The organism is Parasphingorhabdus sp. (genome assembly GCF_036963705.1).
Taxonomy (GTDB): Bacteria; Pseudomonadota; Alphaproteobacteria; order Sphingomonadales; family Sphingomonadaceae; genus Parasphingorhabdus.
This window is the reverse complement of record NZ_JBALUT010000074.1, coordinates 1-12,686: the sequence shown is the minus strand read 5'-3', so window position 1 is coordinate 12,686 and position 12,686 is coordinate 1. Positions and strand designations below refer to the sequence as shown.

The window sequence follows — 12,686 nt, the reverse complement described above, 5'->3', positions numbered from 1 at the left end:
GCCAAAGCTCTTGTCGAGCACAACATTACGGCCTTTGGGGCCGAGGGTTACTTTAACGGCGTCAGCCAGCGTGTTCACACCCTTGAGGATGCGTTCGCGAGCGTCGCGACCAAATTTTACGTCTTTAGCAGCCATGATATTTTCCTCTGCTTAGTTGATTGAAATTATGATGGGGAAAGCAATTACTTCTCGATAATGCCGAGAATATCGCTTTCCTTCATGATGATCAGCTCTTCGCCGTCAACGGTGACTTCTGTGCCCGACCATTTGCCGAACAGGATCTTGTCGCCTTTTTTAACGTCAAGCGCTGTGGTCTTGCCGTTGTCGTCTTTCAGGCCGGTGCCAACTGCAACGACTTTGCCTTCGGATGGCTTTTCTTGTACGCTATCCGGAATGATGATGCCGCCTGCGGTCTTTGCGTCCGCTTCTACGCGGCGCACCAGAACACGGTCATGTAATGGACGAAATTTCATAGATTTCCCTTTCTTGCCCAATCCAAATCTCTTCAATCGGCGGTTGTCGCCGATGGGAAGAGCAGAATATATGTGAATTAGCACTCTCTGCTTCCGAGTGCTAACAGGCTCCATGTAGTAGTTATTCAATCATCGTCAAGGGAAAGGTCGGAAAATATTTTCCGCCATTTTTGTTGGATTTCCAAGGCATTCCGAATCATTTCTCGATCAATCGACATTGTCAAAGCGGTGGTCTGTAACCGGATTACCAAGGGCGGCGAATGACATTTTGAACCGGCTACGGCTGGTTCGCCACTTGTCCCCCTATTACCAGAGAGAGATAATATTATGTCCGCTTTTATGAAAACAACCGCCGCTGCCACCGCTCTTGCTGCCGCGGCCAGCCTGTCCCTGTCCGCCACTGCCGCTGAAGCCGCCGGTGCCAAAGAAAAATGCTACGGCGTTGCGCTTGCCGGCAAGAATGATTGCGCCGCCGGTCCGGGCACGAGCTGTGCGGGAACCTCGACCGCCAATTATCAAGGCAATGCCTGGAACTATGTCGCCAAGGGCGCCTGCGTTAAAATGGGTGGCACGTTGACCGCGCATGAAGGCAATACAAAACCAGTTCCTAAAAAGGGCTGAACGCGCTAGATTCCGTGGATGACCGCAATTTCTGATCCCTATGCTTCGCCAGCCAAACCTATGCCATGCTCCCTCCCTCCATTGAGTGGCATAGGCCTTAAATCGGTACATTATACCCATGTGCTCGACGATAACGAGGCGGCGAAGCGACCTTCCTGGGTTGAGGTTCATCCACAGAATTACTTCGGCGATGGCGGTCCTGCGCACCGCTGGCTTACCGCCATCGCCGGGGTTTATCCCCTGAGTTTTCACAGCGTCGGCCTGTCCCTCGGCAGTGCAGACGGGCTCAATCGCGACGATCTGGAAAAGATAGCCGCGCTTTGTGACCGCTACCAACCGGCGATGGTTTCCGACCATCTGAGCTGGAGCGGCAACGCCCATGACCGCTATCCCGACCTGCTCCCGCTTCCCTATACGCGCGAAGCGCTCGGCCATCTGGCCGGCGAAATCAGCAAGGTGCAGGACCGGTTGAAACGCAATATTCTGATCGAAAACCCGTCCCGCTATCTCTCCTATCGCGACGACGAGATGAGCGAAACCGACTTCATCCACGCCTTGTGCAAGCAATCCGGCTGCGGACTGCTGTTCGACATCAACAATGTCGAGGTCAGCGCGACCAATGTCGGGCTCGATATGGAAGCCTATATCGACGCGATCGACCCGGGAATCGTCGGCGAGATCCATCTCGCTGGCCACGCGAGGGAAGAGCATGACAGCGGGCCGCTGCTGATCGATGATCACGGCTCGATTGTCAGCGACATCACCTGGCGCCTCTACCGCCGTTTCATCGAGCGGGCCGGCGCCAAACCGACGCTGATCGAATGGGACAGCAATATCCCCGAATATGACGTGCTGATGGCCGAAGTCGCCAAAGCCGACACGATATTGGGCGGTCCTGCGAGCGAGGAGGTCCGCCATGCCATCGCTCGCTGACGGTCAGGCGCGATTTGTCGCCTGCCTGCAAAAAGGCCCTGCGCATTTTCCCGACGATCTGTTTTCGCAGGACGCAGAGCGCGCGTTACTTGGCCTTAAAGCTCATGCCAATAATATCTCCCACGCTCGGCTGGTGTCGCTGGAAGACAGTTTTCCGAGATTGCATGCCCATATGGGACACGAAATATTCCACGCCATCTCCCGCGGCTATGTCGATCAGGACCATATCATGGCCTGCGACATCAACCATATCGCTGCCGACTTCGCGACATTTCTGGCGACCCGCGAACAGGACAGCACCGCAATAGATCTCGCCCGCATCGAATGGGCATGGATCGAAAGCTATCGCGCCGCCGAGGCTACGCCCGTTGCCCTGACTGATATTGCCGCCCTTCCAGAAGACGAGCTGCTCGCTTTCCCGATCGCCGCCCATCCGGCCATGCGCCTGATAGAGATCACCGGCCCGGTGTCGCCAGAACTGGGCGAGCTGGTCGATGCAGAACCGAGCGCGCTGATGATCGCTCGCCCGGAAGCGCTGGTTTCACTCCATCCGCTAAACGCACTAGAACAAGCAATAGCGGGTAAAATTGGAAATAGCGGGACGATGGGTAACCTTTTGGCAGATGCACTCGAATTGAGTGATGAAGCCGCGGCGATGCAGCATATTGTCAAGCTGATCCAGACCGGGGCACTGACGCGAATTCAGGGGTAGAGAATATGAAGAAGATGATGAAGAAACTGATCGGTCTGGTCAGCGGTGCCGTACCCGAGGGCATCGCCCTCCTGGTCACCCGGATAGCCCTCGCCGGGATATTCTGGCGCTCGGCTCGCACCAAGGTCGAAGAAGGCAGTTTCCTGACGATCAAGGAAACGACATTCTACCAGTTTTCGGATGCCCCGTTCAACCAGGTCCCGATACTCAACGGCGACCTAGGGGCCTATGTCACCACCTATGCGGAGCATTTTCTGCCGATCCTGCTGGTGCTCGGACTGGCAACCCGGTTCGGAGCGCTCGGCATTTTTGTGATGACCATGGTGATCCAGATATTCGTATTCCCCGAGATGATCATCTGGTGGCAGACCCATATCATTTGGGTCGCAATGGCTTTGGTCCTGGTCGTGCGCGGCGGCGGGATATTCTCGCTGGACCGGCTGGCCGGTCACAAACTGGGCTGACCCGGTGATTGCGAACGAGGAAACTTTTCGTCATCTGATGATCAAGGCACAGGGTGGCGACAAGCTATGCTATTCCTGCCTGCTCACCGAATGCGAAAAATGGCTGCGCCGCTATTATGGCCGAAAGATCAATCCGTCGGCGATCGATGATCTGGTGCAGGAGACGTTGATCTCGCTCCACCGCAAGCGCGCCAGCTATGATCCGACAAAGGCGTTCCTGCCCTGGCTGGCAGCCATCGGTCGCTATCGCTGGATCGACAGCCTGCGCAAAATATACCGGCACGAACATGACCAGCTGTTCGAGGAGATGGTCGCCGATCCGCAGGACGAGGACGTGACCGCCAAGGTCAGCCTCGAACGACTGCTCGGGATGATCCCCGAGAAACAGGCCGAAGTGATCAGTCTGGTGAAAATCGAGGGCCTGAGCATCAACGAGGCGTCGGCAATGACCGGCCAATCGGAATCCTTGGTCAAAGTGAATATCCATCGTGGGCTGAAAAAGCTCTCGTCGATGGTTGAAACAGAATGATATTAGAAGAGTATAAATGATGTCAGACAAGATGATAGACAGGCTCGTAGAAGACCTAACACCGGTCAAGCCGTTGAAAGCCCGGGACGGGCTTGCGATCACGCTTGTAATTGCCGCTGTTTTTGCGGCAGCCATAGCGTTGTTCGGCGGGGTTCGTGGCGACATTTTGATGGGCATGCCGCATCCGATGTTCTTCCTGCGGGGTGGCGCCTTGCTCTTGCTTGGCGTGACCAGCAGCTATGCCGTAATCGCGATGAGCCAACCTGCCGTAGGCAATAGCTTCAAGGGCTGGGTCTGGGCATTATTGGCCGCTTTGCTGTTTCCTGCGACGGCCGCCGTCATGGCAATGATAGCCGCACCCGATAATATGGCGATATTCGTGCCGCGCTATGGCGTCGAATGCCTCGCTATCAGCATGTTGGTGGGTACGGGCATAGCCGCGGCGCAGGTTTTTTGGCTTCGCCGTGGCGCACCAGTCGCGCTGGACCGCGCAGGCTGGCTCGTCGGAATGTCCTCTGGCGCGCTGGGCGCAGCGGCCTATAGCCTGCACTGCCCATTCAACAGCATATTCTATGTCGGGCTCTGGTATTCGCTGGCCGTGGCCCTGTGCGCTATCGTCGGCCGCCTCGTCGTCCCGCATCTTATCCGCTGGTAATATCCCGATCCGATCCCATATAGGGCAGGTAATCCAGTCAACACAGGGACATGAATATGCAATTTGCGCGGGCAGCATGGAGATTTCTGGTCGCGATCAAGGACGGCATGGTCTTGATCGCCATGCTGCTGTTCTTCGGCGCGCTCTATTCCCTGTTATCATCACAACCGAATAGCGCCTCGATCCGTGACGGCGCGTTGCTGCTCGATCTGAATGGCGTGATTGTCGAAGAACCGGCAGCGCCGACCTTCGAAGATTTTCTAGCTGGCAATAGCGACAGCCCGCGCGAATATCGCTTGCGCGATGTCGTGCACGCCATTGATGCGACGGTCGAGGATAACCGGGTCAAAGCCATCGTGCTGGATCTCGGCAGTTTCGCCGGCGGCGGGCAAACCAGCCTCACCGATATTGGCGAGGCGCTTGACCGGGCCAAGAAAGCGGGCAAGCCAATCTATGCCTTTGCCAACTTCTACAGCGATGACAGCTACCAGCTTGCCGCCCACGCGAACGAAATCTGGATGGACCCGATGGGTGGAATCATTTTTGCCGGGCCCGGCGGCAACCGGCTCTATTACAAAGGCCTGATCGACCAGCTTGGTGTGACCGCCAATATATATCGCGTCGGTACCTATAAAAGCGCGGTCGAGCCTTATATGCGCGCTGATCAGTCACCGGCTTCGCGGGAAGCCTCGGAAGCGCTTTACGGCGTGCTCTGGGACAGCTGGCTGGCCGAAGTGAAAAAGTCACGGCCGCAAGCAATCGTCAAGCCATTTGCCGACGATCCGGCCACATTCATCACCACCGCAGGAGGTGACATTGCGGCGGTCGCCGTACAACAGAAGCTGGTCGACAAGCTGGGCGACAAGACCGCCTTTGACCGCTTCGTAGCCGAAAAGGTCGGCGCCGACGAAAAACCCTCGCCGGACAGTTTCAAAAGCATCGACTATGATGACTTTGTTGCCGCGCATCCCGTTGAGACAGACGGCTCAGCAATCGGTGTCATAACCGTCGCGGGCGAGATTGTCGGCGGCAAAACCGGTCCCGGCATGGCTGCCAGCGGACGGATCGCGGAGCTGATTTACACGGCGCTCGATGAAGATGAAATCAAGGCTCTGGTGGTCCGGGTGGATTCGCCCGGCGGCTCGGCCTTCGCCAGCGAGGAAATCCGTCTGGCTCTGCTCGAAGCGAAGAAAAAGAAGCTGCCGATCATCGTTTCAATGGGCGATGTCGCGGCCAGCGGAGGCTATTGGGTCGCAACGGCCGGAGATCATATCTTCGCCGAACCCGATACCATCACCGGATCGATCGGCGTGTTCGCGGTTCTCCCCAGCTTTGAAAAAGCCTTGGCCAAATGGGGTGTCACCGCCGACGGCGTCCAGACTACCCCGCTATCCGGAGAGCCTGATTTTGTTGGCGGCTTCAGCGAAGACCTCAATGCAATCCTGCAATCAGGGGTCGAAAACAGTTATGCCGACTTCATCAAACTGGTCGCCGCCGCGCGCGGCAAAACTCCGGCTGAGGTCGATGGGATCGGACAGGGTCGGGTCTGGGATGGCGGCACTGCTCGCCAGCTGGGTCTGGTCGACGGCTTCGGCGGCATGACGGAAGCCCTCGCCGAGGCGGCCAAGCGCGCGGGTCTCAAGGAAGGCGATTATCACGCGCAATATCTTGATCCGCAGGTCAGCCTCTCCTGGCTCCCCTTTGGTGGCATTCCCTTCGTCCAGCAGGAAAGCGCACCGGTGACCGGCATCATCGGCTGGGCGGCGCAGCGCCAGAAGGCAATTTTCGGTCAGGCCATGGCCACTGCTCAAGGCCTGCTTGTCCGCGAAGATGTCCAGGCCTTGTGCCTCGAATGCGGGACCGGAGCGCGACACAGCAGCAAGGCATCCGCCAAATGGATCGAGCGCCTGCTCGGCTATTCTTTGTCTTCGGCTCCGCGATAAGCGGGTAAAGACAAGCCCTTGACGATCGCCAAAGCCCGCAACGCAAATCCGGCGACAAAGGCGATCAAGGCGGCGATAAATCCTTGCACCCCGATCTGCGCCAGCAGAACAAACACCGAAGCGGAGAGCGCGCCGGCGGTAACATAAAGTTCCGGACGGACGATGATCGAGGGCTCTCCGGAAATCAAATCGCGGATCACCCCGCCAACGCTTGCGGTTATTATTCCCATGATCGCCGCAGGAACCGGATCGATCCCCAATTGCATCGCCTTGGCCGCACCGAAAACCGAATAGGCGGCCAGACCGACAGCGTCGAACCAGTCAACCGCCGCGGGTCGCCAGAATTTGACCGGTGTTACCCACACCAGCAATCCAATGCCCAGACATAATATCGGTACCCGCGCGTCCTGTACCCAGAAAACCGGCGCGCCGATCAACAGATCGCGAACCGTGCCGCCGCCGACACCGGTGACCAGCGCGAAAAAGCCGAAGGTTACCAAAGTCTGCCGATTGCGCGCGGCGACCAGAGCACCGGAAATCGCGAATACAGCAATCCCGAACAGGTCGAGCCAGCCGAGTGCGCTATATAATATGGCGGAATTCATGACATCGTACTCCGCCTGCGCCTGCGCCGGGTGAACAGCATGACAAAGCCCAGTATCGAGCCGAGCAGCGAGATGGCCGCGAATATAATCAGGATCGGATGGCTGGTATCCTCGCGCGTTTGCAGGTCCATGATATGCAGGCCCCACATGAAGTCGAAGGCCCGCCAATATTGGGTCCGCACAGCGATCAGCTCCCCGGTGTCCGCGTCGATATAGAAACGCGCATCATCGTCAAACGCGACTTGCCACGCGGGTCGGCCGCTGCGCTGCTCCATCGGCGCATGGTCCTCGTCAAATCGTTTCACCGAGCGGATGGCAGAGCTATCGGAACGCGCGGCGCGGGCCAGCGCGTCGGCTTCGGCAGCGGATACCGGCGGCATTAGCGCACCAGTCTTCGCGTCGGCGCGTCGCTTGCCGCCATCGGCATAGGCAATCACCCAGAACGGGCCGGCATCATTCTGCTGCAGAGTAAGGCTCTTGGCCTGACGGCCTTCGAGCAAGGGCGCCACCGGTTTGATCGCATCAAGCATGGGCGCTTCGTTGCGCAGGTGATTGCCGCGGACATTTTCGATCGGCTGGGCCACCATCAGCAATCCGCTGGCGGTCCAGATGATGATCGGCACCCCGATCAGCCAGCCGAGCCAGACGTGCCAGCGCATGAGTTTATGATGTTTCATGTTCATGCCAGTCTGACTCCTGTCTCACGAACCGCTGATAATCCCAATGCGAGACCATATCCAACAATGGCTGTAGCACCATATCCGATAAGCGGAGTGGGATATGGTCCAAAAAGTGATATAATGACGAAACCACCGATAGTCGCCAACGAAGCGATGAGGGGGATTTGATTCCTGAAATTCAAACCAAATAAAGGCACGACCAATGCCAGGATTAGAGAAACTGCCATAACAGCAGCGGACAATGGATGGGATTCCCAAGCATCCCTGATCACATACTCCACAAATCGAACCGGCTGTAACGGGTCAATTTTCCGCAATGTCCATAAGAAACTGAACCCGCCAATCGCCACCATCCCGAGAGACCATTTGTCGCGCTTTGCCATCGCAAGCACCAAAACGCCTGAGAGCAACGCAAATGCGCTTGCTCTGTCGGGCTGCAATGAAACGATCAGGCTGATGGCAATGACCGTCAGTAGCGCCAATTCTCTCCGCAGGTCTGGCAAGAGCGAAATTGTCGCAGGCAGCAAAAGCAAACCGACATGCAATCTAACCGGGCCAACTGCAATCCAGCGATGGATCCCGTCAATTTCCGCGTCGCTGAACAGCGTCCCGGCAAAAAGCGCCAACGCAAAACCGGTGAAAGCGACTGCGCCGAAGCCTCGATCTGGCCGTTTTAGAAAAACGGACAGGCCAATCGCGCAAGCAAGAGCGGCACTGTTGATGATCCAAAACACACGCGGCGCACCGGCTGACAGCATATAGATGCAGCCCATCAGGACTGCGAAAGCCAAACCTGACGGACGGATCAACTGACTGGCCATCGCACTACATATGGATCGGCTTGCCCTGTACCGCCATCGCCGCTTCCTTGATCGCTTCCGAATGGGTCGGATGGGCGTGGCAGGTATAGGCGATATCCTCGCTGGTCGCGCCGAATTCCATCGCTTGCGTGACCTGCGCGATCATCGTGCCGGCGAGCGACGAGATGATATGCGCGCCGAGCACGCGGTCTGTTTTTGCGTCGGCGATGATCTTCACATAGCCCTCGGTGTCGCGATTGGTCTTGGCGCGGCTGTTGGCGGCGAACAGGAATTTTCCGACTTTATATTCGACACCGCTGTCTTTCACCTCTTCCTCGGTTTTGCCGATGCTGGCAATTTCGGGATAGGTATAGACCACGCCGGGGATCAGGTCGTGATTGACGATGCCCTGCTGTCCGGCGATAAATTCGGCGGCGGCAATGCCTTCATCCTCGGCCTTGTGCGCCAGCATCGGGCCGGGCGTCACGTCACCAATGGCATAGACACCGGAAACCTTGGTCTGGAAATCGTGGCCGACTTCAATCTGGCCGCGATCGTTGGTTTCCACTCCGGAATTTTCCAGCGCCAGACCGTCGATATTCGGCTTGCGGCCAATAGCCACCAGCACGACATCGGCGTCGAGCGTTTCGCTGTCACCGCCCTTGGCCGGTTCCATAGTCAGGGTCGCTTTCTTGCCCTTGACCGTGCAGCCGGTGACCTTGGTACCGGTCTTGATATCAAAGCCCTGTTTCTTGAACATGCGGTTCGCATCCTTGCGGATATCGCCGTCCATTCCGGGCAGGATCTGGTCGAGATATTCGACAACGGTCACTTTCGCGCCGAGCCGCAACCAGACCGAACCGAGTTCCAGCCCGATCACGCCGCCACCAATGACGACCAGATGGCCCGGCACTTTCGACAGTTCGAGCGCGCCGGTGCTGTCGACCACGATCTGCTTGTCATTGTCGACTTCAATACCGGGCAACGGGGTAACCGACGATCCCGTTGCGATCAGGATGTTTTTCGCCGTGTAGCTCTTGTCACCGACCTTGACCGTATGCGCATCTTCGAACGCGCCACGCCCCTTGATCCAGTCGACCTTGTTCTTCTTGAACAGAAACGCGATGCCGCCGGTCAGTTCCTCGACCGCCTTCAGTTTCTCCGCCAGCATCTGCTTCAGGTCGAGCTTTGCACCGGTCAGTTTGACGCCGAATTTCTCCAGCGCGCCGCTATGGGCTTCGTGATAAAGTTCCGACGCGTGCAGCATCGCCTTGGACGGGATGCAGCCGACGTTGAGGCAGGTGCCGCCGAGCGTCTCGCGGCTCTCGATACAGCCGGTTTTCAGGCCCAGTTGTGCAGCGCGGATTGCGGCGACATAGCCGCCAGGGCCGGAGCCGATTATCAAAAGATCATAGTCGAAATTGTCGGTCATATATTACCTCTATACTCGTCATGCTGAACTTGTTTCAGCACCTGGGGGGATCCTGAAACCAGTTCAGGATGACGAAAACCCTACAAATCAATCAAAAGCCGGGCCGGATCCTCGATCGCTTCCTTGAGCCGGACGAGGAAGGTCACCGCCTCGCGGCCGTCGATCAGGCGGTGGTCATAGCTGAGCGCAAGATACATCATCGGACGAACGACAATCTCGCCATCGACGACGACAGCGCGATCCTCGATCCGGTGCAGGCCGAGCACCGCCGACTGCGGCGGGTTGATGATCGGCGTCGACATCAGGGAACCGAACACACCACCGTTGGAAATGGTGAAGGTACCGCCCTGCATGTCCGCCATGGTCAATGTGCCGTCCTTGGCACGCTTGCCGAAATCACCAATGCTATTCTCGACATCGGCAAAGCTCATCGCTTCGGCGTTGCGGATCACTGGGACCACCAGACCATTGGGCGCACTGACCGCGACCGAAATATCGGCATAATCATGATAGACGATTTCATCGCCGTCAATCTGCGCGTTGACCGAAGGCACGTCTTTCAGCGCCATGCAGGCCGCCTTGACGAAAAAGCCCATAAAGCCAAGCTTCACACCATGTTTCTTGGCGAATAGTTCCTTATATTTGCTCCGCGTCTCGATCACCGCAGTCATGTCGACGTCGTTGAACGTGGTCAGCAGGGCTGCTGTATCCTGCGCCTCTTTCAGCCGCCGTGCGACAGTCTGGCGCAAGCGGGTCATGCGGACCCGTTCTTCGTTGCGATTGCCGGTCGACGACGTTGCTGGCGGCGTTTGCGCACCTTTCGCCGCGCCTTTTTCGGCCAATGGCGCTGCTTGCTGCGCACCGGATTTCACATATTGCTCGACGTCTGCCTTGGTCAGCCGGCCGTCCTTGCCGCTGCCGCTGATCTGGCTGGGGTCGACACCATGTTCGAGAACCAGACGGCGGACCGACGGAGACAGGGTGATGGACGCATCGGGCTCGCCCGCTTTGGCTGCTGCCTTGGCCGGAGCTGGGGCGGATTTGGCAGGAGCCGCCGCGCCGCTTCCTGCCTCGATCGTCGCGATGACCGCGCCGACTTCGACCGTATCGCCAACAGCGACCTGATGCGCGCCCATTACACCGGCTTGCGGCGCGGGCACTTCCAGCGCCACCTTGTCGGTTTCCAGGCTGGCAATCGGTTCATCAGCGGCGACCGCATCGCCAGGCTGCTTGAGCCATTCACCCAAAGTCGCTTCGGTAATCGATTCGCCTAGTGCCGGTACTGTTACTTCTATTGCCATAATCTTCACTCTGCTTTCGTAGCTTGTCATGTTCCTGCCGAGACAGGAGACGGCCCTTACATCTTATTGCGCTTCATGCCCCAAGGCCTCGGCGATCAACTGCTCTTGCTGCTGCTTGTGGCGGCTTGCCAGTCCGGTTGCCGGCGAAGCCGACGCGGCGCGGCCGGCATAAACCGGATCGCGTGGTCCGACATCGGCCAGCGCCAGAGCTTTCTCCAGATAACGGCGGACAAAATGCCAGCTGCCGTTATTCTTCGGCTCTTCCTGCGCCCAGACCATCGTCTCGAGATTTTTCATCCGTTTGAGGCGGACCACCAGAGGTTCGCCCGGGAACGGATAAAGCTGCTCGATCCGGATGATCGCGGTATTCTTGTCACCCGCCGCATCGCGCGCTTCGATCAGGTCATAAGCGACCTTGCCGGAGCAAAGCACCACACGCTTCACATCCTTGTCTGCCGGTGGATTGGTGTCCGACAAGATCCGCATGAAATGCTGATCGCCCTGGAAATCTTCGGCCTTTGACACGGCCAGCTTGTGCCGCAACAGCGACTTTGGCGTCATGATGATCAGAGGCTTGCGGAACGACCGCAGCATCTGGCGACGCAAGATGTGGAAATAATTGGCCGGGGTGGTGATATTGGCGACCTGGATATTGTCCTGCGCGCATAGTTGCAGAAAGCGTTCCAGCCGCGCCGAACTATGTTCCGGTCCCTGACCCTCATAACCATGGGGGAGCAGCATAACCAGACCGTTTGCCCGCAGCCATTTGGCTTCGCCCGAGGCAATGAACTGGTCGATCATAATCTGCGCGCCATTGGCAAAATCGCCAAATTGCGCTTCCCACAACACCAGCGTCTTCGGATCGGCGCCGGCATAGCCATATTCAAAACCGAGTACGCCATATTCGCTCAGCGGACTGTCGAGCACTTCAAACCGGCCGTGACGCACGGTGCTGAGCGGCACATATTTTTCTTCAGTGTCCTGATCGACCCAGACAGCATGCCGCTGGGAAAATGTCCCGCGTCCGCTATCCTGCCCGGACAGGCGGACATTATAACCTTCTGAAACCAGCGCCCCGTAGGCCAGCGCTTCACCGGTTGCCCAGTCGAAATTCTCGCCGGACTTGAACATCGCTGCCTTGGCCTCGAGAACCCGGCCCAATGTCTTGTGGATCCGAAGGCCTTCGGGAACCGTTGTCAGTGTCCTACCAAGACTGTCGAACAATTTTGTGTCGACCGCAGTGTCGACATTGCGCCGAGCGGTTTCCGGATCTGCGGGAATATGCAGACCCTGCCAGCGACCGCCAAACCAGTCGGCCTTGTCCGCCTTATAATCGGCAGCAGCCTGAAATTCGGTTTCGAGATGGTCGGCAAAGGCGCTGCGCGTATCATCCGCCCATTTCGCGTCGATTACGCCTTCAGCAACCAGCCGCTGTTCGTAAAGTTTGCTGACCTTGGGATGTTTCTTGATCGCGGCATACATGATCGGCTGGGTGAAGCTTGGTTCATCGCCTTCATTGTGACCAAAGCGCCGATAGC

Annotated in this window: 14 protein-coding genes; 7 read left to right on the top strand and 7 right to left on the bottom strand. The window is 57.7% G+C overall.

The genetic code is table 11. From position 1 onward, the window contains the following. Positions 1–182: 182 nt before the first annotated feature. Positions 183–473: a co-chaperone GroES gene (locus V7680_RS13305; RefSeq protein ID WP_335653752.1), complete on the bottom strand. Its 291-nt coding sequence runs from the start codon at positions 471–473 to the stop codon at positions 183–185. A gap of 327 nt (positions 474–800) precedes the next feature. On the opposite strand from V7680_RS13305, the gene V7680_RS13300 reads away from it, so the two are divergent. From V7680_RS13300 to sppA, 7 genes are read left to right on the top strand one after another with little or no spacing between them, the layout of a single operon-like run. Beyond that, entirely contained in the window at positions 801–1,094 is a 294-nt protein-coding gene (locus tag V7680_RS13300) for a BufA1 family periplasmic bufferin-type metallophore (RefSeq protein ID WP_335653751.1), read from the top strand. Between the two features lie 18 nt (positions 1,095–1,112). Then, a complete protein-coding gene (gene bufB, locus V7680_RS13295) occupies positions 1,113–2,027 on the top strand; it encodes an MNIO family bufferin maturase (protein WP_335653750.1) in 915 nt (304 codons plus the stop codon). Next, positions 2,011–2,739, top strand: a complete 729-nt coding sequence (locus V7680_RS13290; RefSeq protein ID WP_335653749.1) for an HvfC/BufC family peptide modification chaperone — start codon at positions 2,011–2,013, stop codon at positions 2,737–2,739. The genes bufB and V7680_RS13290 overlap by 17 nt, the downstream gene beginning before the upstream one ends. 5 nt (positions 2,740–2,744) lie before the next feature. After that, complete coding sequence (locus V7680_RS13285; RefSeq protein ID WP_335653748.1) at positions 2,745–3,203, top strand: DoxX family protein; 459 nt, start codon at positions 2,745–2,747, stop codon at positions 3,201–3,203. 4 nt (positions 3,204–3,207) lie between these two features. After that, positions 3,208–3,732 (top strand): sigma-70 family RNA polymerase sigma factor, encoded by a 525-nt coding sequence (locus V7680_RS13280; RefSeq protein WP_335653747.1) that lies wholly within the window; start codon positions 3,208–3,210, stop codon positions 3,730–3,732. Between the two features lie 31 nt (positions 3,733–3,763). Next, a complete protein-coding gene (locus V7680_RS13275) occupies positions 3,764–4,387 on the top strand; it encodes a DUF1109 domain-containing protein (protein WP_335653746.1) in 624 nt (207 codons plus the stop codon). Between the two features lie 56 nt (positions 4,388–4,443). After that, positions 4,444–6,330: a signal peptide peptidase SppA gene (gene sppA, locus V7680_RS13270; RefSeq protein ID WP_335653745.1), complete on the top strand. Its 1,887-nt coding sequence runs from the start codon at positions 4,444–4,446 to the stop codon at positions 6,328–6,330. Here sppA and V7680_RS13265 read toward each other — a convergent pair. The 6 genes from V7680_RS13265 to V7680_RS13240 form a co-directional block, all read right to left on the bottom strand. Beyond that, a complete protein-coding gene (locus tag V7680_RS13265; protein ID WP_335653744.1) occupies positions 6,303–6,935 on the bottom strand; it encodes a trimeric intracellular cation channel family protein in 633 nt (210 codons plus the stop codon). The genes sppA and V7680_RS13265 overlap by 28 nt on opposite strands. Beyond that, entirely contained in the window at positions 6,932–7,618 is a 687-nt protein-coding gene (locus V7680_RS13260) for a PepSY domain-containing protein (protein WP_335653743.1), read from the bottom strand. Before V7680_RS13260 ends, V7680_RS13265 begins: the two co-directional genes overlap by 4 nt. After that, positions 7,615–8,436, bottom strand: a complete 822-nt coding sequence (locus V7680_RS13255; RefSeq protein WP_335653742.1) for a hypothetical protein — start codon at positions 8,434–8,436, stop codon at positions 7,615–7,617. Before V7680_RS13255 ends, V7680_RS13260 begins: the two co-directional genes overlap by 4 nt. Before the next feature lie 4 nt (positions 8,437–8,440). Beyond that, the gene (gene lpdA, locus V7680_RS13250; protein ID WP_335653741.1) at positions 8,441–9,847 is read right to left on the bottom strand and encodes a dihydrolipoyl dehydrogenase; all 1,407 of its coding nucleotides are present in this window, start codon (positions 9,845–9,847) and stop codon (positions 8,441–8,443) included. Positions 9,848–9,927: 80 nt separating this feature from the next. After that, positions 9,928–11,148 (bottom strand): 2-oxoglutarate dehydrogenase complex dihydrolipoyllysine-residue succinyltransferase, encoded by a 1,221-nt coding sequence (gene odhB, locus V7680_RS13245; RefSeq protein ID WP_335653740.1) that lies wholly within the window; start codon positions 11,146–11,148, stop codon positions 9,928–9,930. Positions 11,149–11,211: 63 nt separating this feature from the next. Next, positions 11,212–12,686 (bottom strand): thiamine pyrophosphate-dependent enzyme (locus tag V7680_RS13240; RefSeq protein WP_335653739.1); only part of this gene is annotated, 1,475 nt, incomplete at its 5' end.